Genomic DNA, 24,807 nt, shown 5'->3' with positions numbered 1-24,807 from the left:
AAGGGAAGGAAAGCGCGGCCGATGGCAAGCGCCACTGACACCGTTTCTGCAGGATCGCGCGGGCAAGGCCGTGTGGTTACCCGATTTGCACCCTCGCCTACGGGGTTCCTGCACATTGGCGGCGCGCGTACCGCGCTGTTCAACTGGCTTTATGCGCGTCACCACGGTGGCACTTATCTGCTGCGGATCGAGGATACCGACCGCGCCCGCTCAACCGACGCGGCGATCGAAGCTATCTTCGACGGCCTTAACTGGCTGGGTCTGGGCGGTGACGAGGAGCCAGTGTTCCAGTTCGCGCGCTCTGACCGGCATGCACAAGTCGCACACCAGATGCTCGAGGCCGGGCATGCCTATCGCTGCTACCTGACCCAGGAAGAGCTGGCGGCGCGGCGCGAACTGGCGCAGGCAGAACGTCGCCCGTTCCGCATCGACAGCGAGTGGCGCGATGCCACGGCGGACCAATGGCCCGATGGCCAGCCTTACGTCGTGCGAATGAAGTCACCGCGCGAAGGCGAGACGGTCATTGACGACAAGGTCCAGGGCTCGATCACGGTCCAGAACAGCGAACTCGACGATTTCATCGTTCTGCGCTCGGATGGTACGCCGACCTACATGCTGGCGGTGGTCGTCGACGATCATGACATGGGCGTCACCCACGTCATCCGGGGCGACGACCACATCAACAATGCTTTCCGCCAGCTCGTCATCGTCCGCGCGATGGAGGCGATCGAGGGCGGCTGGCCCGATCCGGCCTATGCCCACATCCCGCTGATCCACGGCGCGGACGGGGCCAAGCTTTCGAAGCGACACGGGGCGCTGGGCGTCGACGCCTATCGCGACGAGATGGGGCTGCTGCCGGAAACGGTGTTCAACTATCTGCTGCGGCTCGGTTGGGGCCATGGCGACGAAGAGATCATCAGCCGTGATCAGGCGGTCGAATGGTTCGACATCGGCGACGTCAACAAGGGCGCATCGCGTTTCGATCTCAAGAAGCTGCTGAACCTCAACGGGCATTACATCCGCGAGGCCGACGATGCGCGGCTCGCCAGTCTGATCGCGCCGCGCCTTGCCGAGTTGACGCCCTCGTTCGACGCCGGAACGGGTATGGACCTGCTGGCGCGCGCGATGCCGGTGCTGAAGGTTCGCGCGGCGGACCTCAACGAACTGGCGCAGGGCGCGGTGTTTCTCTTCGCCCAGCGTCCCCTGCCCCTGGCCGAAAAGGCTGCGGCCATCCTGACCGACGAAGCCCGCGCGATCCTGGGCAAAGTGGCAGGCGTGCTGGAAGCTGAAAACGGCTGGACAACCGAGAAGCTGGAAGCCACGGTAAAAGAAATGGCCGAGGGGCTCGGGTTGGGATTGGGCAAGATCGCCCAGCCGTTGCGCGCAAGCTTGACGGGACAGGCTACCTCACCGGGAATTTTCGACGTATTGGCACTGCTCGGCAAGGACGAGTCGCTGGCGCGCATTCGCGACCACGCGGCCTGATCGCGAGCAGATAATTGTATTTCAAGGAACAGGAGGGCTAAGGCGTGAGCGATAACCAGGCTTCTTTGACCGCTGGCGGCAAGACCATCGACATGCCCGTGAACAGCGGGACCATCGGCCCGGATGTCATCGATATCCGCAAGCTCTATGCCCAGACGGGGATGTTCACTTACGACCCGGGCTTCACCTCGACGGCGAGCTGCGACTCCGCAATCACCTACATCGATGGCGATGAGGGCGTGCTGCTGCACCGCGGTTATCCGATCGGTCAGCTGGCCGAACATTCGTCGTTCATGGAAGTGAGCTACCTGCTCCTCAACGGCGAACTGCCCAACGCCGGCGAACTGGCTGATTTCAGCCGCACGATCACGCGCCACACGATGCTGCACGAACAGCTCGCCACATTCTATCGCGGGTTCCGTCGCGATGCGCACCCGATGGCGATCATGTGCGGCGTGGTCGGCGCGCTCTCGGCGTTCTACCACGACAGCACCGATATCGCCGATCCGGTGCACCGCAAGATCAGTTCGCACCGTCTGATCGCCAAGATGCCGACGATCGCGGCGATGGCCTACAAGTATTCAGTCGGCCAGCCCTTCGTCTATCCCGACAACAAGCTGTCCTACACCGGCAACTTCCTCAAGATGACTTTCGGCGTCCCCGCCGAGGAATACGAGGTCATTCCCGAAGTCGAACGCGCGATGGACCGCATCTTCATCCTGCATGCCGACCACGAGCAGAACGCGTCAACCTCGACCGTGCGTCTTGCCGGGTCGTCGGGTGCCAACCCGTTTGCGTGCATCGCGGCTGGCATCGCCTGCCTGTGGGGCCCTGCCCATGGCGGCGCGAACGAAGCTGCGCTCAACATGCTCAAGGAAATCGGCACGCCCGATCGCATCCAGCACTACATCGACCGCGCCAAGGACAAGAACGATCCGTTCCGTCTGATGGGCTTCGGACACCGCGTCTACAAGAACTACGATCCACGTGCGACCGTCATGCAGCAGACCGTGCGAGAGGTGTTCAGCGCGCTAAAGGTCAACGATCCTCTGTTCGAAACCGCGTTGCGCCTGGAAGAGATCGCGCTCAGCGATCCCTACTTTGCCGAGAAGAAGCTGTTCCCGAACGTGGACTTCTATTCGGGCATCATCCTTTCGGCGATCGGCTTCCCGACCACGATGTTCACCGTGCTCTTCGCCCTGGCGCGCACCGTGGGCTGGGTTGCACAGTGGAACGAGATGATCAGCGATCCGGGCCAGAAGATCGGGCGTCCGCGCCAGCTCTACACCGGGCCTGCCCAGCGCGATTACGTCGAAGTCGGCAAGCGCTGACAGGTTGCGGTGCGCGGCCGGTTCTCCGGAAGCCGGTTTCTCAAGAGAAACCGGTTGGCCGCGCCAGCTCTACACCGGGCCCGCCCAGCGCGATTACGTCGAAGTCGGCAAGCGCTGACAGGTTGCGGTGCGCGGCCGGTTCTCCGGAAGCCGGTTTCTCAAGAGAAACCGGTTGGCCGCGCCAGCTCTACACCGCGCCTGCCCATCGCGATTACGTCGAGGTCGGCAAGCGCTGAGACGATCCACACGACAAGGATAACGCGGCGATGACGATACTTCTGAGAATTTTCGCCATTGCCGCCATCCTGATGGGTGGCCTGTGGGTCGGCCAAGGACTTGGGCTGATCATGTGGCCCGCATCAAGCTTCATGCTGGCACAGGGCCAATGGGCCGTGATCGGTGCCGCGCTGTTGCTGGTGGGTGTGATCGTGCTCTGGCGCAGCGCCAAGCGCCGCTGAGGACCTAACCGGTGGCGCTGGACTGTGCGGCCTGATCGGCCGGCAGGGAAAGCTTGAAGCGTGCACCGCCGCTGACTGTCGGTGACACGATCAGATCGCCCCCCATGGCGCGCGCGAGCCTGCGCGAGATGTAGAGGCCGAGGCCGCTCCCTCCATCGCCGCTTCGCCCGAGACGCTCGAATTTCTCGAAGACTTTTTCGGCCTTTTCCGGGGCAATGCCCTCGCCTTCGTCGCTGACCGCTAGCCATGCTGCGCCCCCGTCCGAGCCAACCTCGATCGACACGGTGGTATGGCCGGGGGTATAGCGGATGGCATTGCCGATCAGGTTGAGAAGGATCTGCAAAACGCGGCGGAACTCGCCAATGGCAGGCGCGCTCTCGTCGAGCGACGGCGTGACAAGCACGATGCTGCGCTCCTGCGCCCTTACGCCGAGAATCCCTGCCGCGCGTCTCGCGCAATCGGCAAGGTCGATCCGGTCGGGCGCGGGATCGAAGCTCTCGTCTTCCACGGTTTCGAGATCGGACAGGTCTTCGACCAGGCCCAGCAGATGCCGCCCCGCTTCGGCGATGTCGCCTGCATATACGACGTACTGCTCCGCCAGCGGTCCGGCGAGGCGCGTACGGATCGTCTCGGCATTGGCGACAATGCGGTTGATCGGTTGGCGCAGGGCCGGCGCCAGATTGCGGCCCAGCAGTCCCCTGAAGTCGGGTGCTGGCTCGTGGCTCTCGACGTATGACGGCTCCGGCGCGGCAAGTACGGTGTCAGCCACCAGCAGCAGCTCGAATCCGCCTGCGCGCAGGGGCAGAAGCCGCGCTTTCCAATTTCGCGATGATCCGGCGATTTCGACGTCGGCATCGTCAAGCAGTCGCCAGTGCAACGGCTGGCGATGCGAACTGCCGCGCAAGGTTACCAGGTCGGTCCAGAACCTGCCGAAGCCCTGCCGCAGCGTCTTGTCGAACTCGGCAAGATCATGGCCCTCGACCATACCTGAAATCACGCGCTGTTCGGCATCGAGCACGACGTGGACTTCGGCCAACTGGCGCAACAGCGCTTCGGCGACAAGGGTCTCCTCTGCCTTCCACGCCTCGGCGGCGAGCCGCCATTCAGTTATCTCGATCCGCGTGCCCTCGCCGGCGGGCCAGGCACTTGCGCGAAACGATATCGGTTGACCTTCGTCTTCAAGGTTGAGGAGAGCGGCGAGCGGAACGCCCGAGCCGCGCACCTTGCGCACAAGTGCGAGCAGACCTGGCACGGCCAGTTGACCGGGGAACCCACCGCCAAGACGCACCTGCAGACCCGCAATCGTCTCGTCCGCCTCGACGAGACGGTCGGCGCCGTCGCAGCGGGCGCGGATCGGCCCGGCCGCCGTCATTGGCGCGCGCGCGCCATGTCAGTCCTGCTGATCCAGCGGGTGCGACGCCGCAAGAATCGCGGCAGCGCGATCGGGATGGAGGCCTTCGAGGCCATCCGGCAGAGCGATGTCGGGGTGGAGGGCGGCAAAAGTCTCCACCAACCCATCCCGACCGAGACCAGCGGCAGCGAGCGACAGGGCAAGGCGCGGCATCTGGCTTTCGGTGGTGCACATGACCGCGGTTTCGCGGGGCAATCCCGCTCCCATGCCCAGAGCGGTAAGGAACAGGGCGACGCCCGCATTCTGGAGAGACAGTGTGGCGGCAGGCCGTGCGCCGGAGACGCTGATCGCATAGCTCAGCAGATCGATGCGCGAAGCCGCGGCCGAACGCGCCTTGCGCAATGTCACTTCGGCGAGCTCGGCCGCAGCAACGCCCGACGGATCACCTGCGACATAAGCCTGCATGACCATCAAGGCGATATGGTGCAGGTCTCCGGGCAGCTCGACCAAGGGAATCTGCATGCGCCGAATCGCCTGACCGAAGCGGGCCTGTGCGGCAAGCAGGTTCATGCCCCGCGCGGCAAGATCGGGATCGGGCGATGCAATCAGATCCTGAAGCAGCGGCGTCAGCACCGGATCGATCCCCTGACGGCCCTGCAATTTCTCGGAAAGCTGCCATTCGACAGCAAGCATGTGAAGATGGGTGAGAAGCGCCTGATCGGCGGCAAGCATTTCGGCAAGGCCCGGACCAGCTTCGCGCGCCCACGCCCCTGCATCGGCATGGCCTGCAGCTTCACCCAGCGCCTGGACAAGCTGCCGGGAAATATCGCCGAACATTCCCCGCACCCGCGCAATGATCTCGTCACTGAAGATCGAGCTGTCGTCGTTGCGCAGCAAGTGCTGGAGGATCGGCCCCATGTGAAGCATCGCCTGATCCGCATGGAAAAGGTCGTCGCGCAAAAGGGTTTCCAAAGCTCCGGTGTCGACGCCGGTGGATGCGGTCAGTGCCATGCGAAGCTCTTAACCCCGACTGGTTAACCGGGGGTTAGGCGAACCCGGTCCGCCTCCCCTGTTTGCGACCTGTACCGCGACGATACACCCAAGGATCAAAGCGATAACGGCAAGGCCGATTGCACTGTCGAACGGCAGGAACAGGCTGGCCAGAGCCAGGGCAAGGCCGGCCAGCAACCGGTCCTGAATCCAGCGGGACCAGCGCGACGACGGAAGCGCGAGGGGAACGAGACGCAGTGCGCAGACCAGCAGGATCGGGGCAAATGCCCTTGTGCCCCATGGCATTGCCGGGCCGGAGGGCAACTCGCTGCGCCACGTCATCAGAACGATGAATCCGGCGTCGACCAGAATATGGAACAGCGCGACACCTCTGCGGGCGAGGCCTGATGCCAGAAGCGAATCGCGTTCAACCTGTCCCAGCAGGCTGGCGACCCGTTCAATCAGCCATGACATGCCCAGCAGCACGAACCCTGCGACATAGCTTCCCAGCCAGCCCAGCCCGCCACCCAGCAATCCGACAAGTCCCGCCGCCAATCCGACTATCGCCGGCCTCGTTCCGGCGTGAAGCATCGCCGGACCGAAGCGCCGGACGATGGCCATGGCAAGGCCTTCGCCGGGAGAACTGCTGCCTCCGGAAGCCATGTCGGTGTGGAGGCGCAGCCACCGGCGTTCAGCACCATGAGCTTCATCCTCGCTGCGTACGATGCTCCAGCGTCCATCATCGAGCAGGCTGGCAGGAGCGGCGCGCTGGGGCACGCGGGCCTGGATTGCGAGCCGCAGAAGCGCCGATTGCGCGTTCCATTCAGGCGGAAGATCGGCAAGCGATGCCGCGATCCGTCCGGGAAACCGCATCGCGGCTGCAAAAGCGTTATTGATGTCGAGCCGCTCGAATCCGAGTGGCAGAGCGGTCTCGACCGGTAAGGTCAGGACGACCGGCCCCGCGTCGAGCAGTTCGCGGAAAGCGTCGGGCATGGCGAGCAAGCCATCGCCCAGTACAAAGACATCGTCCTCTGGCTGCAACAGCGGCACAAGCGCGCGGGCAGTAGCGATGACATGGAACTGCGCGCCACCCGCTTCCGAAATGTGCTGAAGCGCAACGAGTTCGCCGCTGATGCCCTCGGCCATGACGGCGATGCGCTTGCACCCGAGTGACAGCGCCAGGCCGATCTGGTGGCGCAGGATCGAGCGCCCGCCGATTGGCAGGTATCCGCGCAGGGCGCCCGGTTCGGCACCGGCGGCCTCGATCAACGATAGAACTGCGACCCGCAAGGGCATGCCTCCTGTCTGGCCACAGTAGATGCAGGCGCTGTCGATGCCAAGCAGGCTGGCAGGATTGGCAGGGGTTAAGGTTCTGCCAGAGGCCTTCAGGGTGCCAGAGTCAGATCGACCAGCATCTGCTGGAGGCGGCGCAAGACAAGCGGATCGCCAGGCGCGCTGTCGAGCGCTTCCTCGGCCAGAGCGAGCAGGCCATCGGCGTGAAAACTGGCAGCCAGGCCCTTTAGGCGCATGGCGGCAACTTCCCAGTTTCCATCACAGCGCGAACGAGACAGCAGATCGACCTGCCTTTCGGCGCTTTCGATGAAGGCCGCGCGCAGTTCGCGCACGAGATCGGGATCGTGCCCGGCGGCAACGGCGAGGTTCGCGTCGAGTGATCCACCTTCATAGGCCATGTGACTGCGCTATGAGGCGAAGCGTTAAGGCGGGGTTTATGCCTCCGGCAAAATCGTGGTAAAGCAGTGGTCATGAACGGGGGAACAAGGATCATTCCGATCGACGGCGGCGAGCCAGGCATCGGCAACGCAACCGCTGGCTTGCAGGACACGCCTGAACAGCGAGCTGCGGCAACGCTCTCGCTGCGCGACGAGGATGTCGTGTGGGATGATGAGCCGGCAGCCGCTGCCTCGTCCGACAGAAGCGTAATTGCACCTGTGATTGCAGCGGCAGTCATCGCCTGCTGGACAGCCTTTTTCACCTGGGCAATCGTCCTGCGTTCGGAATTCGTCTCGCAGCCCGATCAGTGGGTTTGGTGGATCGCGCAGTGGGCTGTTCCGGTCATGCTGGTCCTGACGATCCTGCTCGTCCTGATGCGCACGAGCCGGCGCGAAGCGGCACGGTTCGGCGATGTCTCGCTCGCGCTTGCCCGACAGTCCGCAGCGCTTGAACAGCGCCTGCTCAGCATCAACACCGAACTCTCAATCGCCCGGGACTTCATCGCTTCGCAAGGACGCGATCTCGAGTCGCTGGGGCGGATTGCGGTCGACAGGCTCTCCGGCAGCGCAAGCCAACTCGACGGGCTGATCGGACAGAACCGCGAGAGGATCGAACTGATCGCGCAGGTTTCCTCAAGTGCGCTCGACAACATGGACAAGCTTCGCAGCCAGCTGCCGGTGATTGCCAACGCCGCGAAGGACGTGACCAACAACATCGGCAACGCCGGACGCACCGCGCACCTTCAGCTCGAAGAGATGGTTTCGGGGTTCCAGCGGCTGAACGAGTTCGGCCTCGCCAGCGAACGGCAGGTCACATCGATTCGCGAACGTGTCGAAGCTGCTCTCGATCAGTTTGCGCAGGCTGGCGATGCGCTGGCCCGAATTGCTGAAGGTCGTTTCGAGGCGCTGGCGGGGCGCAGCGACGAACACGCCCAGGCGCTCGCCCAAGCCGAGCGCGCGGCGCTGGCGGCATGGCAGGAACGCACCGATGCTCACGGTGCGGCCCTGCGCGATGCGCTCGACCGTCTGGGGTCCGACCATGAGGCGCTGCTGTCGGACGCAAGCGGGCGGCTGGCACGGTTCGAGGACGCGGCCCGATCGGTAACCGCATTGCTCGATGCGCAGGCTCGTGACCTGGACGAGCAGCTCGCACGCCGGCGCGCCTCGGCAGAGGCTGCCGCTTCCCAGCAACGGGCTGCTCTTGAGGACAGGCTTGGCGAAATCGACGAAGCGGTCGCTCAACGCCGGTCTGCGATGGAGCGAGCCGCAGGTGAAGCTGCTGAAGCGCTTGCCAACAAGCTGGCCGAACTGGACCAGGCGATCGAAGCCCAGCGCAAGCTGCAGGCCGCCGAGGCTGAACGATTGGCACAGACCTGCGAGCAGATTGCGGCCAAGGTCGATGCCCTGTCCGGCGTCCTGCGCACCTCGGGCGAACAAAGTTCCGAGACTGCGGCCACTGTCGACAAGGCCATGGCCGACCTCACATCGCGCCTTGCCGAAATGCGTCATGCTCTCTCGGGCACCGATCTGCAGATCGGCGACCTGACCGATTCGGCCGTGCGCCTTCTCGAACTGATCCAGGCTGGCGGCGATCATACCCGGACCCAGATACCCGAGGCCCTGCGCAGCACCGAAGCAGGGCTCAAGGGACTCGAAGACCGCGTGTTCACCTTGCGCGACACCCTTCGCGAGGCGAGCGATGGCGGGCGAAATCTCGCCGAGACGGTCGGCTCTGCTCGTGGCGAGGTCGGCTCGACGATCAAGGAACTGCAGAAAGCGCAGAAGGCGCTGGCCGAGCAGACGATCGAGCGCGAGCGGCAACTTGCCGCTTTGCGCGAAGTGCTCGCCCAGGCACGCAGTGACAGCGACAATCTGGCCGAAGGTATCGAGCAGAGGCTTTCGGGCGCCATCGCCAGCCTTTCCGAAGCTGCGGCCACGTCCGGCACTTCCCTGCGCGACAGCACGGCGGGCGAAGTCGAGGCCTTGGCAACGCGGCTTGGCGAGGAAAGCAGTGCAGCGATCGCGCGCGTGCTGCAGGGGCGCGCGGCGGAATTGATCGGGCGGCTGGAAGAAGCGATCGATGCTGCCGCCTCGGCAAGTCGCGAGACAGCGGTGCAGATGCGTGACCAACTGACCAAAGTCGACGAACTGGCCGGCAATCTTGAAGCACGGGTTACCCGAGCGCGTGAACGGGCCGAGGAGCACGTCGACAACGACTTTGCACGGCGTGCGGCGCTTATCACCGAATCGCTCAATTCTTCGGCCATCGATATTGCCAAGGCGCTGTCTTCGGACGTTTCCGAAACGGCCTGGGCGTCGTATCTCCGCGGCGATCGCGGGATCTTCACGCGGCGCGCGGTATCGCTGCTCGAAACCGCCGAAGTCAAAGCGGTGCAGGCGCACTACGAAGCCGAAAGCGAATTCCGTGAACACGTGAACCGCTACATCCACGATTTCGAGACCATGCTGCGCCAGTTGCTTTCGACCCGCGATGGCAACGCTCTGGGCGTGACGCTGCTCTCGTCCGACATGGGCAAGCTCTACGTCGCGCTTGCGCAAGGGATCGAACGCCTGCGGTCTTGAGTTTCAGTGGAAATCTCGTGACTTGGGGATGATCCGGACATCGCGCGGATGACCGCGTGCGCCGGGGCCGCGCTCCGGGATCGGGCGATTGCATTCATCGGCCCGCGCGATCGGCGGGACCATGCGATCGGCGTCCGAAAGAGCGTCGAGGCCGGCACTGGCATCGGTCAGGTGCGTGGCGATGACGTGAATGACCTCGTCGTCGTACTCGAGGCGGCCGCGCACCTCCATCAGGCGGGAGCCCATGATGACCTTGCGCTGTTTCTCCATCAGATCGGGCCAGATCACGAGATTGACCACGCCGGTCTCGTCCTCGAGCGTGATGAAGCAGACGCCCTTGGCGCTCCCGGGGCGCTGGCGCACCAGCACCACGCCGGCGACCTGCACGGTCGAGCGGTACTTGTGATTCCTGAGATCGACTGCGCGCACGAACCCGCGATCGCCCAGTTCGGAGCGCAGGAAGGCCAGCGGGTGGGCCTTCAACGAGAGGCGATGCGTCTGGTAATCGGCGACGACTTCCTCCGACAGCGGCATGGAAGGCAATATCGCCCTTACCCGCTCCTCTCCTTCCGAGCGCGCCGTGGCAAAGGCGAAAAGCGGCAGTTCCTTTGCCGCCACAAGGCTGCGCGCGTCCCACAGCGCCTGCCTGCGCGGAAGATCGAGCGATCCGAAGGCATCAGCGGCGGCAAGGCGTTCGACCAGTGCAGGAGATAGCCCTGCGCGGCTCTTGAGCGCAGCGACTTCGGTGAACAGCCCCCCTTCGCTACGCGCTGCCACGAGCATGGCGGCGGCGTGTTCGGGAAAGCCGTCGATCTGCCTCAGGCCGAGGCGGAGAGCCCGACCGTCCTGTTCCAGCGTGCAGTCCCAATCGGAATGATTCACATCGACCGGCAGCACCACGACCCCGTGCTGGGCGGCATCGCGCACGATCTGCGCGGGCGCGTAGAAACCCATCGGCTGCGAGTTCAGCAGACCGCAGGCGAAAGCCGCCGGATAATGGCATTTCAGCCATGACGAGACGTAGACGAGATGCGCAAAGCTGGCGGCGTGGCTTTCGGGAAAGCCGTATTCGCCGAAGCCCTTGATCTGGTTGAAGCAACGTGCGGCGAAATCGGGGTCGTAGCCGCGCTCGACCATGCGGCCGACCATCATGTCCTCCAGCTCATGGACCATCCCGCGCGAGCGGAACGTCGCCATCGCCTTGCGCAGGCGGTTGGCTTCAAGGCTCGAGAACCTGGCTGCGTCGAGCGCGATCTTCATCGCCTGCTCCTGGAAAATCGGCACGCCAAGCGTGCGGGCCAGGATCGAGGACAGTTCATCCGGCGGGCCGTGTTCGGGGCCGGGTGCCGGGATCTGCACGCGTTCCTCGCCGCGCCGCCGCTTGAGATAGGGATGGACCATGTCGCCCTGAATCGGGCCGGGGCGCACGATGGCGACCTCGATCACCAGATCGTAGAAGCAGCGCGGGCGAAGGCGCGGCAGCATGTTCATCTGCGCACGGCTTTCCACCTGAAACACACCCAGGGAATCGCCTTTGCACAGCATGTCATAGACCGCCGGGTCCTCGCGCGGGACCGTGGCCAGCGTCAGATCGCGCCCGTGATGTGCGCCCAGCAGGTCAAGGCACTTGCGGATGCAGGTGAGCATGCCGAGGGCGAGCACATCGACCTTGAGGATGCCGAGGGCATCGATGTCGTCCTTGTCCCACTCGATGAAACTGCGATCGGGCATTGCGCCATTGCCGATGGGGATCGTCTCGACCAGCGGGCCTTGCGTGAGGATGAAGCCGCCGACGTGCTGCGAGAGGTGGCGGGGCATGCCGATCATCTGTTCGGCCAGCCTGATCACCCGGCGCAAGTGCGGGTCGGCGCCGTCAAGACCGCTTTCCGCCACGTTGCGTTCGCCCACCTCGTGGCCCCAGCTGCCCCAGACGGTGCGGGCCAGTGCGCCGGTGACGTCCTCGGACAGGCCCATGGCCTTGCCCACCTCGCGGATGGCCATGCGCGGGCGATAGTGAATGACCGTGGCGCAAAGACCTGCGCGCTCGCGCCCGAAACGCCGATAGATGTACTGGATGACCTCTTCGCGCCGCTCATGTTCGAAATCGACGTCGATATCGGGCGGCTCCTTGCGCTCCTCGGAAATGAAGCGGTCGAACAGCAGGGCATGCTTGGCCGGATCGACCGCGGTGATGCCAAGGCAGAAGCAAACCGCCGAATTGGCTGCCGACCCGCGGCCCTGACACAGGATAGGTGGATCGCAATTACGCGCGAAATCAACGATATCCTTGATAGTCAGAAAGTAAGTTGCGAGGTTCAGCTTGCCGATCAGATCCAGTTCGCGGCGCAAGGTTTCGGCAACGGCTTCGGGCACACCCTCGGGGTAGCGCTCGTCCGCACCCGCCCATGTGCGATCCTCAAGCCATGATTGCGGATCGTGGCCGTCGGGGCAGATTTCCTCGGGATATTCATAGCGCAATTCGGAAAGATTGAAGCGGCAGGCATCGGCAATTTCGCGTGATGCCGTGACGGCATGGGGCCATCGCCGGAACAGCCGGACCATTTCCTCGGGCGATTTGAGATGGCGTTCGGCATTGGGCTCGAGCAGGTGGCCTGCTGCCGCCACGGTGGTCTTGTGGCGGATTGCCGTCATCACGTCCTGCAACGGACGGCGATCGGCAGTTGCATAGAGGACATCATTGGTTGCGAGCAGGCCCAGACCGTTGGCGTGCGCCATGGCGTCGAGCCGTTCGATCCGGGCAATGTCATCGCCAACATGCAGATAGCTTGCCGCCAGATGCCTCAAACTGGGCAGCCGGTGGACAAGCTTGGGGAGAATTTCGGGAAAAGACATTGGCCGGCTGTGGGAAACCTGGGGAGAAACAGCTTCGAACTTGCCCGGAAAAGTCAGGATATTACTTGCGATATCGATCGTAAATCGTTGATCCAATTCACGTGGCGGTATGAGGATCAGTTGCACTCCCTCGGCATTGGCCGCCAGCAGGGCAAGATCGATCTCGCAAACGCCCTTGGCCTGCCAGGTCCCATCGAGCCGGGCCATGCGACCGGCCGAGATCAAGCGGCAGAGGCGTCCATAAGCCGCGCGGCCGGTCGGATAGGCAAGGAACACGAAACCTTCGACCGTCTCGATCCGGCAACCGATGACCGGCCGCATCTGCGCCGTTTCAGCGTCGGTATGGAGGCGGACTACACCGGCCAATGTGTTGGCGTCGGCTATACCCAGCGCATCATAGCCAAGCCGGCGCGCTTCGGTGACCAGATCGACCGCTTCCGACGCTCCGCGCAGGAACGAAAAGCACGTGGCCAAGCCCAGTTCCACGAAAGGGGCGCGCGGCAACGGGATGGGGCCTTCGACCGGCTCGACATGACGACGATCGGGTGTCAGCGGCGGTTCGGGCATGCGCTTCAGCCTTGGCGCGAAAGCTCTGACAGGCGCGCAGCAACCTTGCGCAAGTCACTGGCAAAAAGACGTTCCTGCTCGTCCCGACCATCATCGGCCAGGCGCAGAAGATAGCTGGGATGCGTGGTGATCCACAGCTCACTGCCGTCGTCCAGGCCATGCGGCATGCCGCGTCCCTTCTGTACACTGACGGTCTTGCCAAGCAGGCTCCGCGCCGCGCTGGCACCGAGTGCCAGCACAAGCCGCGGGCGCACCAGCGCGCGTTCGCCATCAAGCCACCAGCGGCAGATGTCGATTTCCTTGGCGGTGGGGTTCTGGTGCAGGCGGCGCTTGCCACGCGGCACGAACTTGAAGTGCTTGACCGCGTTGGTGACGTAGGACTGTTCGTCGGATATCCTGGCATCTTCGAGATGCGCGCGCAGCAGGCGGCCTGCGGGGCCGACGAACGGTCGGCCCAGTTCCTCTTCCTGATCGCCCGGCTGTTCGCCCACGATCATCAGCATGGCCGCCTGTGGCCCCTCGCCCATGACCGCGCGCGTACCGTTGCAGCCGATTTCGCAGCGACGGCATGACCCGATGGCCTCGGCTATCCCGGCGAGGCTGCCGGGCCGCTCGCCGAAATCCTGCGCTCCTGCCTCGACCATGCGTGCCTCGCGTGCCTGTGCCCCGGCGATCAACTCGGGAATGAGCGCAGCCTCCGGCATGTTCTTCCAGTACTTCCGGGGCATTTCCTTGAGCATCGCCCCCACCTTCAAACGCGCAGGATTGAAGATCGATGCGTAATATTTGCCCCATAGCGCCTCGACCGGATCGCCCGAGGGCGCATCAGCGCGCGTGGCAGGCGGGCCTTCCTGCAGCGTTTCGCCATCCCAGTGAATGCTGCCGCGAGGAGTGAGGATCGACCAGCGCATATTGGTGAAGCGGCGCACGAAGAAGGCGGCGTTGGCGCGCAGGATGTGATGTTCCGGCTCAAACCAGGCGACGTAGCGTTCGCCATCGGATTCTTCGACAACCCGGAAGCGCACGAAGGCGCGCATCTTGTGAATGTCACGCCTCACGTGGCGAGCAAGTTCGTCCACGCGGCGGACATCGGCATCGGCCTTGTCGTCCATCAGCCGAGGGTTCGCCTGAAGCCGCCAGAGCAGGCGATACAGGAGAGAAAATCGTTCTCCATCAGTGTGAAGGATCGCACTTTGCGCAAATTGCAGGAAATCGCGCGAGGCGCGCGGCTGCGGTGCGGCTGCAGAGGGCGCAGGCAGACGGCGGTCGCCATGCGCGAAGAGATCGGCGCTCTGATCCGCAGGTGAATCCCACACGATGCGATCTGGCGGAACGTCCGCGCGGATCAGCCGACGGGCAAGATCGCGCCAGCCATCGAAATCGTCAGGCGCGGACAGCGAGACGCGAAATGCCTCGGGCAGGCGCATGTCGCGAAAAGGCTTCATGACGCAAAGAGTTCAAGCTGTTCGGAACGCTTTGGCGCGATCAGCCCGCGCAAGTCGGCGCGATCGGTCAGCAGGACGGGCCGCCAATCCTCGGCAATGAGGAAGGGCCGCACCTTGGCGAGCGAAACGGTGAGCTTGCCGACATCGGTCAGGCGCAGGCGGCGCTGACGCCTTGCCGCAATGAGGGCGTTGACCGCGCGCACGCCAAGGCCCGGCACGCGCAGCAGCTTCTCGCGCGGAGCGCGGTTCACGTCCACGGGGAAATCGGCCCGGAATTGCAGCGCCCAGGCCAGCTTGGGGTCGATGTCGAGCGGAAGCATGCCATCGGTGCCGGCGGCCTGCTGCACCTCGTGCGGGGCATAGCCATAGAACCGCATCAGCCAGTCGGACTGGTAGAGGCGGTGTTCGCGCATCAGCGGCGGGCGCTTAAGCGGCAGAACCGCGCTGGCATCGGGGATAGGACTGAACGCCGAATAATAGACACGGCGCAGGCCGAACCGGCCGTAGAGCGTGCTGGCGCGGCCGACGATGTCCGAATCCGTAGCCGCATCGGCGCCGACGATCATCTGTGTGGATTGTCCGGCGGGCGCAAACTTCGGAGCATTCCTGAAGCGCTTGCGGGCGTCCTTGGCCTCGACGATGGCGTCCTTCAGCGATCCCATCGCGCCTTCGATCTGCGGGGCGGACTTGTCGGGCGCAAGGCGGGTGAGGCCCGCCACGGTCGGCAGTTCGACGTTGATCGAGACGCGGTCGGCATAGAGCCCCGCCTGGGCTACCAGTTCAGGGTCGGCCTCGGGGATGGTCTTGAGATGGATATACCCCCGAAAATCATGCTCTTCCCGCAAGATACGAGTGACTTCTATCAACTGCTCCATGGTGTGACTGGAGCTTTTGACGATGCCCGACGAGAGGAACAGGCCTTCGATATAGTTGCGGCGATAGAACGACAGCGTGAGGTCCACGACTTCCTGTGGCGTGAAGCGGGCGCGACGCGTGTTCGAGCTCTTGCGGTTGATGCAATAGTGGCAATCGAACACGCAGTGGTTCGTCAGCAGGATTTTGAGCAGCGAGATGCAGCGGCCATCGGGCGCATATGCGTGGCAGATGCCCATGCCCTCGGTCGATCCGATCCCTTTCCCGCCCTTGCTGGTGCGCTTGGCAGTGCCGGACGACGCGCAGGACGCATCGTACTTGGCGGCATCGGCCAGAATCTCGAGACGTTCCATGATGGTGGGTTGCGACATATGTTCCATATATGTTCTTTTCAGGCCCTGCGCCAGTGTGAACCTGTGGACAGGCGGGCAGCGGAACGCGAAACGCGCCGAACGGTTTAGGGGCGACAAGGACGGGGCGCAGGAGATTTGTTTGATGCCGATGATCGAAACCCGTGACGGGACGCGTCTTTACGCCAAGACCTGGGGCAGCGGCCCGCCGGTGGTGCTGATTCATGGCTGGCCGCTTTCGGGCGACAGTTGGGACCCGGTGACCCATGCGCTGGCCGATGCCGGCTTTCGCGCAATCGCCTACGATCGACGCGGCTTCGGGCGGTCCGACCAGCCCTCGGGCGGCTATGACTACGATACCTTTTCCGACGATCTGGCTGACGTCATGACGGCAATGGATGCCTCGCAGAACGCGACCTTGGTGGGCTTCTCGATGGGTGGCGGCGAGATTGCGCGTTATCTGTCGCGCCATGGCGGTCAAGGCGTTTCGCGCGTGGCGCTGGTTTCGTCGGTGGTGCCCTATCTGCTCAAGACCGAGGACAATCCCGACGGCGTGCCGCAGGCGACGTTTGATGAGATGACCGAGGGCATGCTGACCGATCGCGCCAAGTTCTTCACCGGGTTCTTCAAGGACTTCTATGGCGTGGGGATGCTGACGCAGCCGGTGAGCGACGAAGTGCTGCAGCTTTCGTGGGCGACGGCCATGCAGGCGGGGCTGCGTCCGACGCTGGCCGCGGCCAAGGCTTTCTCGACGACCGACTTCCGCCCCGACCTGGCCTCCTTCACCGTGCCCACGCTGCTGATCCACGGGACTTCGGACAAGACCGTGCCGATCGATCCCACGGCCCGGGCACTGGTACGGGCGGTGCCACATGCCACGTTGCTGGAATATGACGGCGAACCCCATGGCGTCTTCGCGACGCAGCAGGACCGCCTGATCCGCGATTTGCTCGACTTCGTCTCGGGGCGCGAGGCCGATGATGTGCCGCAGGAAGTGGTCGATCGTCTGACGGCCCAGACGCTGGTGACGCCGACGTTCTGATCCGTATCCATCAGGCGAAGAGCCCCTGGATGAACCATTCAGGGGCTCCGCCACGCCCATCACCGATCACGCCATGGCGGTAGATCCAGTAGCGGCGGCCGGTGGCATCCTCGATCCGGTAATAATCGCGCAGGCGCACGGTCGAGCGTTCGCGCCACCACTCGGGCGCGATCCGCTCCGGCCCCTCTGCACGGGCGATCTCGTGGACATTCCCTCGCCAGCGGAAGCGCCGCGGCAATCCGTCCGGCGTTTCATAGATCACCGCCACAGATTCGGGTTTATCAAGAATTTTCAGCGGCCTGTGATGGAAAGCCAATTCTCCTTGTGAGGAAGGTGAATCGATCAGGGGCAGTTGCCACTTCTGCGCGCGTTCGGGCAGGTGGCTGGCATGAGGAACCGGACGGCGCACAGCATCGGGACCAAGGCGGACGGTAAGCCGGTCAAAGCAGGCAGCAAGACTGGTGCCGTGGCGTTCGGCAGCAGCGTCGAGATCGGCCTGGGCCAGCAGCAGCGGTTCGGTCCATGACGCGCGCAGGCGGACAAGTTCGATGCCGAAGCCGGCATCGAGATCATCGAGCCGCGCGGCGAACAGGCGGCAGACATGGGCGGGATCGCGCGTGGCGGCGGCCATCTCGAGGCGGCGGACCAGCACCTCTCCGTCCACTTTCCATAGGCCGAGTTCGAGCCGTCGCGCGCCCTGCCCCAAGGCTTCGAGCAATCGCGCCATGTCCTGCGCGAGATCGGCCACCACCTGATCGAGCAACGTGCGATGGCGGATCGGCTCCATCAGACGGCGCTGGACGAGCGGAGCGGGCACGCCGATCATCGGCAGCAGCGGTTCGGGCAGGCGTCCGAGCAACTGGTCCATCCGCAGCAGCGGATTGGCAGCGGCCGAACGCCGGTTGCGGAACCGCCGCGCCACGGCATCACGCGCGATGCCGTGGAGATCGCCAAGCCGCTTGAGGCCGAGGCGGCGCAGGAGCAGGATCACTTCGTCATCGAGCCGCAGGGCTGCTGCGGGCAGATCGCCAAGGCGTGCCAGAGAATCATCCTCCGGCGCAATGATCGCGCCTTCGGGTCCGTAGTGCGCCAGGGCCCATGCCGCCCCGGCGGTGGGAGCCAGTGCCGCACGCACGGCAAGGCCGCGCCGGGTGAAGGCGCAGATCGCATCATCGAGCAGCGCGCGCTCCCCGCCGAACAGGTGGGCAACGCCGGTGGTATCGACAAGCAGGCCATCGGGCGGATCGAGCGCACTCCACGGCCCCCAGCGCTGCGACCACAGCGCCAGTCCTTCGAGATAGGCGAGATCGCCCGCCGGATCGGCAGAACGTACGCCAAGCGTGGGACACAGCGTGCGCGCATCGGCAAGGCGCATGGCGGGCATCGCGCCGCCAAGCCGGGCCGCGGGATTGGCAGCCGCGATGCGCGGGCCGTGCGCGGTATCCTCGATCAGGGCGAAGGGTTCGCCATCGGCACCCTGCCCCCGCTCGATCCCTTCAGCGAGCCGCCAGCGATCGATCGCCAGTCCCGTCAGCCAGATCGCCATGATCCGGCGTTGCGGGGATGGCGGCATCGGCGGCGAGATGGGCACCGTCATCGCGCAATATCCATTGTCCGGGTTGGTAGGTGTGGGCGCGGAACAGGTCGGCACGCCAGGCAGGCGCGCCGGGAGCATGCGCGTTCCAGCGCGAAACCGGCGAAGGCGCAGCCTCCACGCGCCAGCGCATGCGGGCGGAGCCCAGATCGTGCCGGGCATCCAGACGCACCAGCCAGAACGGCACGCCGTGCCTCTCGGCCGCCAGCCCCAGCCTGCGCGAGGCCGTGAAATCGAGCGCGCGGGGATTGCCGGCAATCTCTCCGATCACGAAGGCAAGGTCGCGACAGCGCAGGCCCTCCTCGAGCGCGAACAGCGCATCCTCGGGCGAAGGCGCGGCGACGTGGATCAGGCGATGGCGCAGATCGGCGGGAAGTCCGGGCAGATAGGGCCGCCCGGAAAGACGCGTTGCCATCTTGTCCTGCACCCACAGAAACGGGCGACGGTCGGGCGTATCGGCCGCGGGATCACCTTGGCCGATGCGCAAGGCATCGCGCGCAAGAGCGAGCGCAAGTCCCGCCCCGGCAGCATCGCGCGCCGAGGCGAAAAGTTCGGCATGGGCACAGCCGGTGGCGATGCCGGGGCGCCAGTGCGGCGTGCGGGCGCTCGCGCCAATGCCCCGTACAAGTCCAGGCGCGAGCCCGACAGGATCAGGGTGAGAGGGAATCTGAGACATGCGAATCGGTCCTTTGTTCTTATTATGTTCCGATTCTGTGAACGCGCAATCCGCCTTGTGGTGCCTTTCTGTGCAGAACTTCCGGACAGGTGCGCCAAGGGAACATCCCCTGCCCCGGCCCGTTCAGGCACCAAGAACCAGATAGGAAAGGCAATCTTGCGATGAAGTACGATCAAGGGAACCCGGAAGAACTCCGTGAAAAATTCTGGAAGGCGATGTCGGCCTCGCCCTACGTCATGCTCCAGCTCGACAGCGACCCGGATACCGCCGCCCCGATGACCGCACAGCTCGACAAGGATGCAAACAGCGCCATCTGGTTCTTCACCAGCCGCGACAACCGCTTTGCCGAAATGGGCGGGGCCACGGTCACCTTCTCATCCAAGGGCCACGACGTATTCGCGCGCTTCCATGGCATGCTGGTCGAGGAAACCGACCGTGCCCGGCTCGACGAGCAGTGGAACAACTTCGTGGAAGCCTGGTTTCCGGGCGGCAAGGACGCGCCCAACCTGTTGTTCATGCGCATGGACCTGGGCGACGCCTCGATCTGGGCCGGTGACCTTGGCGTGATCGGCACGGCGAAGATGGCGCTGGGCATGGACGTGACCGACGATATCAAGGGCGGCTTCACCGAAACGAAGCTCTGACCCTTTTCCACCACACATGAAAAGGGCCGCTCCTTACGGGGCGGCCCTTTGCTTTTGTGTATACGCCTCGATCAGTCGATCGGCGGGACCGGCTGCGGCGGCGCATCGGTATCCGTCTCATGCACTTCGACCAGACCGCGACCGACATGGCTGCGGCTGCGGCTGTAGGCATAATAAACCACAAGACCGACAGCGGCCCAGACCACGAACAGCATCTGGCTCTTCGCATCCAGCTTGTAGAACAGGTAGAGACAGCCAGCGAAGGCCAGCGGCGAAGTGACGTAGATCGCCGGAGTACGGAACGGGCGATGACGGCCCGGTTCGCGGCGGCGGATCACCAGCACCGCAATCGAAACCGCGGCAAAGGCGAACAGCGTGCCCGAGTTCGAGATGTTCGCCAGCAGACCGACCGGGAAGAACGCAGCAAACAACGCCACGAAGACGCCGGTGATGATCGTGATCACGTGCGGCGTGTTGTAGCGCGGGTGGATCTTCGAGAACGATGCCGGCAGCAAGCCATCACGGCTCATCACGAAGAAGATGCGGGTCTGGCCGAACATCATCATCAGGATGACCGAAGGCAGGGCAAGACCGGCGGCAAGGCCGATCAGGTTGCCAATCTGCGGCCAGCCGATTTCACGGAGCGTCCAGGCCAGCGCCTCCTTCGAGCAGACGACCGCCTGGTCTCCCATAGCCATGCACTGGGCCGCCAGTTCGCGGCTTCCCGGCTCAAGGCCGACGCCATTGGCATCGAGCACCGGCTGGGCACCGACCGAACCGATCACACCGGCAGCGACAAGAAGGTAGAACACGGTGCAGATCGCAAGGCTGCCGATCAGGCCGATCGGCATGTTTCGTTGCGGATTCTTCGTCTCCTCGGCCGCGGTCGAGACCGCGTCGAAACCGACATAGGCAAAGAAGATAGAGGCTGCGGCCGCGCCGATGCCGCCGAAGCCCAGGGGCGAGAACGGTTCGAAGTTTTCCATCTTCATCACCGGCAGCGCCAGGATGACAAAGAGCGTGAGCGCCGAAACCTTGATCGCCACGAGCACGGCATTGACCGAGGCGCTTTCCTTGGTGCCGATGACAAGAAGCCAGGTCACCAGACCCGCGATAAGCATCGCCGGAAGGTTCACCATACCGCCATCATAAGGACCGCGTACCAGCAGGTCGGGTATGTCTATGGCAAAGGCGTTCTCTATCAACCCCACGACATAGCCGGACCAACCGACGCTGACCGCGCCCGCGGCGACAGCATATTCGAGTATGAGGGCCCAGCCGACCATCCAGGCGATGAGTTCGCCCATCACGGCATAGCTGTAGGTATAAGCAGAGCCAGAGACCGGCACCATCGAGGCCATTTCCGCATAGCAGAGCGCGGCAACGGCACAGACAAAACCTGCGATGATGAAGCTGATCATCATGCCGGGACCGGCCTTTTGCGCGGCCTCGGCCGTCAGCACGAAGATGCCGGTGCCGATGACGGCACCAACGCCCAGCATGGTAAGCTGGAATGCTCCGAGCGAGCGATGCAGCGATTTCTTTTCTGCAGTTGCTAGAATGGCGTCGAGCGGTTTGACGCGACCGAACATGAATTTCTCCCGCCTTGGACCGGATGCCAAACCGCCGATGCGGTTGCTCCGGAAACCAGGTAATGGCCGGGAAGCTAGCGGGAACCGGACTTCGCGCAAGCCATTTTTCCCCAAAATTGCGGATAAGACGCGCAGCCTTGCGGGTTTGCACCAAGGCAGTAGAAGCATTGGCCCGCCTCAAAGGATGCGCATCGATGTCAACGACGTTCCAGCTCGACACCGCCACCAGCCGGGCAAACCCCACACCCGCGCCGATGAAGCGGCTGACGATTCCAGCGATCCGGCAACGCAAGAAGGATGGCGTAACGGCCCAGCCGGTGGTCATGCTGACGGCATACACGGCGCGCCAGGCGCAGTTGCTCGATGCCCATTGCGATCTGCTTCTGGTCGGGGATTCGCTCGGGCAGGTCATCTACGGGCTGCCCTCAAGCGTGCCCGTCACGCTCGAGATGATGATTGCACATGGCGCGGCGGTCGTGCGCGGGTCCTATCATGCAGCCGTGGTCGTCGACATGCCTTTCGGAACTTATGAAGCATCGCCCCAGCAGGCTTTTGAAAGCGCGGCGCGTATTCTCAAGGAAACCGGCTGCGCGGCCGTCAAGCTCGAGGGCGGCGAAGCGATGGCCGAGACGGTCGCCTTTCTCAACGCGCGCGGCATTCCGGTCATGGGCCATATCGGCCTCACCCCGCAGGCGGTGAACGTGCTTGGCGGATACAATGCGCGCGGACGCAGCGAGGCAGAGGCTGGCAAGATCGTGGGCGATGCCAAGGCGCTTGCCGATGCCGGCGCCTTTGCGATCGTGATCGAGGGCGTGGTCGAACCGATCGCAATCACCATCACGAACGCAGTGCCCTGCCCCACGATCGGCATCGGCGCTTCGGCGCAGTGCGACGGGCAAGTGCTGGTGACCGAGGATATGCTCGGCATGTTCGAGCGCGTGCCCCGCTTCGTGAAGATCTACGAGAATGTCGGCGATACGATTGCCGGTGCCGCCGCGCGTTATGCAGACGAAGTGCGCTCTCGCGTGTTTCCCGGTATTGAACAGACTTACCAGCCGAAGTAACCGCGTCCGGGCATAAAACAGGGAATCTCCGCTTGCTGCGTTTCTACAAGGGTTCGATCTTTTTCACTCTGGTGTGCCTCGGGCTCGCCGCCGCCTATGGCTGGATGCAGACCGGGACCGCAGGCGGCACGATTTCGCTGCTGTGGATCGTGTTCGTCCTCTCGATCCTTGAAATCTCGCTGTCATTCGACAACGCCGTGGTCAACGCCGCCGTACTCGAGGACATGGACGAGGTCTGGCAGAAGCGGTTCCTGACCTGGGGCATGATCATTGCCGTGTTCGGGATGCGCATCGTATTCCCACTGGCGATCGTTGCGATCGCGGCGGGCTTGGGACCGGTAGAGGCGCTCAATCTCTCGCTCAACGATCCCAAGCGCTACGAGGAAATCGTCAGCAGCGCGCATGTCGGCATCGCCGGGTTCGGTGGCGCGTTCCTTGCCATGGTCGGGCTCAGCTTCTTCTTCGATGGCGAGAAGGAAGTGCACTGGATCAAGTGGGTCGAGGAAAAGCTGGCGGTCGTCTCGAACATCAAAGCAGCCGAGATCGCCCTTCTTTTGCTGACGATCTACGGCATCTCGCTGCTGCTGCCCGCTGACGAAGCCCTGACGTTCATGGTTTCGGGCGTGCTGGGCCTCGTCACTTTCATCGCCGTAGAGGCCTTGGGCACCATCCTCGAGATGCGCGAAGAGGCGCAGAAGGCAGCCGGACTTGTAGTGCGCTCAGGCCTCGGTGGGTTCCTCTACCTCAACGTGCTCGACGCCTCCTTCAGCTTCGACGGCGTGATCGGAGCTTTCGCGCTTTCCAACAACATGGTGATCATCGCGCTTGGCCTTTCGATCGGCGCGATGTTCGTGCGTTCGATGACGATCATGCTGGTCAAGAAGGGCACCCTCTCGGAATACCGCTATCTTGAGCACGGCGCGTTCTGGGCAATCATTGCACTGGGCGCGATCATGCTGCTCTCGGCGAAATATCACATCCCCGAGACCATCACCGGCCTGATCGGCGCAGCGATGATCGGCCTCTCGCTGTGGTGGTCGATCCGCCACAAGCGCAAGTATCCCGACGAGGAAATCGACGCAGCCGTCCGCGCCGACTGAGGCTCTAGCGCCCGTTCAAAGCGGGTTTGGGCGCAGGCGTGCCGAGAAAGCGCGGCGCGGGACTTGGCATGACCATGCCCTGATCCTCGGTGAAGGTCTCGCGCGCGAGATTGTGCGGGTGCTGCGGTGCCTCACGCAGGCTCAGGACGGGAGCAAAGCAGATGTCGGTGCCGTCCATGATCGCGCACCATTCGTCACGGGTCTTCGTCAGGAACAGGGCAGTCAGGCGGTCCTTGAGCGCGGGCCACCCACGCGAGTCCATCTGCGGGGCAAAGGCAGGATCGTCAGCAAGGCCGATCTTCTCAAGCAGCAGCGCATAAAACTGCGGTTCGATCGACCCGATCGAAACCCACTTGCCATCCCGCGTTTCGTAGGTGTCGTAGAAGTGCGCGCCACCATCGAGCAGGTTCACGCCGCGTTCGTCTTTCCACATCCCGTTGCCGAGGAAGGTGTAGGTCATCGCCGATAGGATCGCCGCGCCATCGACCATGGCGCAATCCACGACCTGGCCCTTGCCGGTGCGCTGCGCTGAAAAAACCGCAGCCATGACTCCGAAAGCCATGAGCATGCCGCCGCCGCCGAAATCGCCGACGAGATTGACAGGGAACTGGGGCTTGCCTCCCGCCTGACCGAAGCTGTGGAGTGCGCCTGCGAGCGCGATATAGTTGATGTCGTGGCCCGCCAGTGAAGCCATCGGACCATCCTGTCCCCAACCGGTCATTCGCCCGAATACGAGCTTCGGGTTATCTGCCAGCAGGACATCGGGACCGAGCCCCAGCCGCTCCATCACGCCGGGGCGGTAACCTTCAACCAGAGCATCGGCGCTTGTCACAAGTTCCCGGATGCGCGCAACCGAGGCCGGGTCCTTGAGGTCCAGTTCGATCCGTTCGCGATTGCGGTTGAGAATGTCGCGACTGCCGCTGTCACCAACGCGGCTGCCCTTGGCCGGGCGATCGATGCGGATCACGCGAGCGCCATGGTCTGCCAGCATCATGCAGGCGAAAGGACCCGGACCAATCCCCGCAAATTCGAGTACGGTAAGTCCTTCGAGCGCGCCCGGCATAGTCTACTCCCGCTTA

General features: G+C 64.0%; 19 protein-coding genes. 8 read left to right on the top strand and 11 right to left on the bottom strand.

Annotation, left to right across the window (positions count from 1 at the left end; translation table 11 throughout):
- Positions 1 to 21: 21 nt before the first annotated feature.
- From gltX to AC2A04_RS00930, 3 genes are all read left to right on the top strand, one after another.
- Positions 22 to 1,485, top strand: coding sequence for a glutamate--tRNA ligase (gltX, locus tag AC2A04_RS00940; RefSeq protein ID WP_484210441.1), 1,464 nt, complete (start codon positions 22 to 24; stop codon positions 1,483 to 1,485).
- A gap of 44 nt (positions 1,486 to 1,529) precedes the next feature.
- Positions 1,530 to 2,816 (top strand): citrate synthase, encoded by a 1,287-nt coding sequence (locus AC2A04_RS00935; protein WP_484210440.1) that lies wholly within the window; start codon positions 1,530 to 1,532, stop codon positions 2,814 to 2,816.
- Between the two features lie 266 nt (positions 2,817 to 3,082).
- Positions 3,083 to 3,274 carry a hypothetical protein gene (locus tag AC2A04_RS00930; RefSeq protein WP_484210439.1) on the top strand — a complete coding sequence of 64 codons (192 nt, stop codon included), beginning with the start codon at positions 3,083 to 3,085 and terminating at the stop codon, positions 3,272 to 3,274.
- Positions 3,275 to 3,278: 4 nt separating this feature from the next.
- Here AC2A04_RS00930 and AC2A04_RS00925 read toward each other — a convergent pair whose 3' ends face one another.
- The 4 genes from AC2A04_RS00925 to AC2A04_RS00910 form a co-directional block, all read right to left on the bottom strand.
- A complete protein-coding gene (locus tag AC2A04_RS00925; protein WP_484210438.1) occupies positions 3,279 to 4,646 on the bottom strand; it encodes a sensor histidine kinase in 1,368 nt (455 codons plus the stop codon).
- A gap of 18 nt (positions 4,647 to 4,664) precedes the next feature.
- A complete protein-coding gene (locus AC2A04_RS00920) occupies positions 4,665 to 5,636 on the bottom strand; it encodes a hypothetical protein (protein WP_484210437.1) in 972 nt (323 codons plus the stop codon).
- 9 nt (positions 5,637 to 5,645) lie between these two features.
- Positions 5,646 to 6,905, bottom strand: coding sequence for a glycosyltransferase family protein (locus tag AC2A04_RS00915; RefSeq protein ID WP_484210436.1), 1,260 nt, complete (start codon positions 6,903 to 6,905; stop codon positions 5,646 to 5,648).
- 95 nt (positions 6,906 to 7,000) lie between these two features.
- Positions 7,001 to 7,306 carry an Hpt domain-containing protein gene (locus tag AC2A04_RS00910; RefSeq protein WP_484210435.1) on the bottom strand — a complete coding sequence of 102 codons (306 nt, stop codon included), beginning with the start codon at positions 7,304 to 7,306 and terminating at the stop codon, positions 7,001 to 7,003.
- A 72-nt stretch (positions 7,307 to 7,378) separates the two neighbouring features.
- On the opposite strand from AC2A04_RS00910, the gene AC2A04_RS00905 reads away from it, so the two are divergent.
- Positions 7,379 to 9,928 carry a coiled-coil domain-containing protein gene (locus AC2A04_RS00905; protein WP_484210434.1) on the top strand — a complete coding sequence of 850 codons (2,550 nt, stop codon included), beginning with the start codon at positions 7,379 to 7,381 and terminating at the stop codon, positions 9,926 to 9,928.
- 3 nt (positions 9,929 to 9,931) lie between these two features.
- Here the strand turns inward: AC2A04_RS00905 and AC2A04_RS00900 are convergent, their stop codons facing one another.
- From AC2A04_RS00900 to AC2A04_RS00890, 3 genes are read right to left on the bottom strand one after another with little or no spacing between them, the layout of a single operon-like run.
- The gene (locus tag AC2A04_RS00900; protein WP_484210433.1) at positions 9,932 to 13,348 is read right to left on the bottom strand and encodes an error-prone DNA polymerase; all 3,417 of its coding nucleotides are present in this window, start codon (positions 13,346 to 13,348) and stop codon (positions 9,932 to 9,934) included.
- 5 nt (positions 13,349 to 13,353) lie between these two features.
- A complete protein-coding gene (locus AC2A04_RS00895) occupies positions 13,354 to 14,793 on the bottom strand; it encodes a UdgX family uracil-DNA binding protein (protein WP_484210432.1) in 1,440 nt (479 codons plus the stop codon).
- Complete coding sequence (locus tag AC2A04_RS00890) at positions 14,790 to 16,037, bottom strand: putative DNA modification/repair radical SAM protein (RefSeq protein ID WP_484210431.1); 1,248 nt, start codon at positions 16,035 to 16,037, stop codon at positions 14,790 to 14,792. Before AC2A04_RS00890 ends, AC2A04_RS00895 begins: the two co-directional genes overlap by 4 nt.
- A 124-nt stretch (positions 16,038 to 16,161) precedes the next feature.
- Between AC2A04_RS00890 and AC2A04_RS00885 the strand changes: the two genes are divergently transcribed.
- Positions 16,162 to 17,058 (top strand): alpha/beta fold hydrolase, encoded by an 897-nt coding sequence (locus tag AC2A04_RS00885; RefSeq protein WP_484210430.1) that lies wholly within the window; start codon positions 16,162 to 16,164, stop codon positions 17,056 to 17,058.
- A 10-nt stretch (positions 17,059 to 17,068) separates the two neighbouring features.
- On the opposite strand, the gene AC2A04_RS00880 is transcribed toward AC2A04_RS00885, so the two are convergent.
- Positions 17,069 to 18,655 carry a DUF6504 family protein gene (locus AC2A04_RS00880; protein ID WP_484210429.1) on the bottom strand — a complete coding sequence of 529 codons (1,587 nt, stop codon included), beginning with the start codon at positions 18,653 to 18,655 and terminating at the stop codon, positions 17,069 to 17,071.
- Positions 18,555 to 19,328, bottom strand: a complete 774-nt coding sequence (locus AC2A04_RS00875) for a hypothetical protein (RefSeq protein ID WP_484210428.1) — start codon at positions 19,326 to 19,328, stop codon at positions 18,555 to 18,557. The genes AC2A04_RS00880 and AC2A04_RS00875 overlap by 101 nt, the downstream gene beginning before the upstream one ends.
- Positions 19,329 to 19,489: 161 nt before the next feature.
- Here AC2A04_RS00875 and AC2A04_RS00870 point away from each other — a divergent pair, with 161 nt between their 5' ends.
- Entirely contained in the window at positions 19,490 to 19,972 is a 483-nt protein-coding gene (locus tag AC2A04_RS00870) for a pyridoxamine 5'-phosphate oxidase family protein (protein WP_484210427.1), read from the top strand.
- A gap of 71 nt (positions 19,973 to 20,043) precedes the next feature.
- Here the strand turns inward: AC2A04_RS00870 and AC2A04_RS00865 are convergent, their stop codons facing one another.
- The gene (locus AC2A04_RS00865) at positions 20,044 to 21,564 is read right to left on the bottom strand and encodes an amino acid permease (protein WP_484210426.1); all 1,521 of its coding nucleotides are present in this window, start codon (positions 21,562 to 21,564) and stop codon (positions 20,044 to 20,046) included.
- 194 nt (positions 21,565 to 21,758) lie between these two features.
- Between AC2A04_RS00865 and panB the strand changes: the two genes are divergently transcribed.
- Together panB and AC2A04_RS00855 are read left to right on the top strand one after the other, a co-directional pair.
- Positions 21,759 to 22,628: a 3-methyl-2-oxobutanoate hydroxymethyltransferase gene (gene panB / locus AC2A04_RS00860; protein ID WP_484210425.1), complete on the top strand. Its 870-nt coding sequence runs from the start codon at positions 21,759 to 21,761 to the stop codon at positions 22,626 to 22,628.
- Between the two features lie 32 nt (positions 22,629 to 22,660).
- A complete protein-coding gene (locus AC2A04_RS00855; RefSeq protein ID WP_484210424.1) occupies positions 22,661 to 23,728 on the top strand; it encodes a DUF475 domain-containing protein in 1,068 nt (355 codons plus the stop codon).
- Positions 23,729 to 23,732: 4 nt separating this feature from the next.
- Here AC2A04_RS00855 and AC2A04_RS00850 read toward each other — a convergent pair whose 3' ends face one another.
- Complete coding sequence (locus tag AC2A04_RS00850; RefSeq protein WP_484210423.1) at positions 23,733 to 24,791, bottom strand: CaiB/BaiF CoA transferase family protein; 1,059 nt, start codon at positions 24,789 to 24,791, stop codon at positions 23,733 to 23,735.
- Positions 24,792 to 24,807 lie beyond the last annotated feature (16 nt).

Source organism: Novosphingobium sp. HNCC26DJ243 (genome assembly GCF_057180545.1).
Note: the sequence above shows the minus strand (reverse complement) of the source record. Positions and strands in the feature narration are given on the sequence as shown.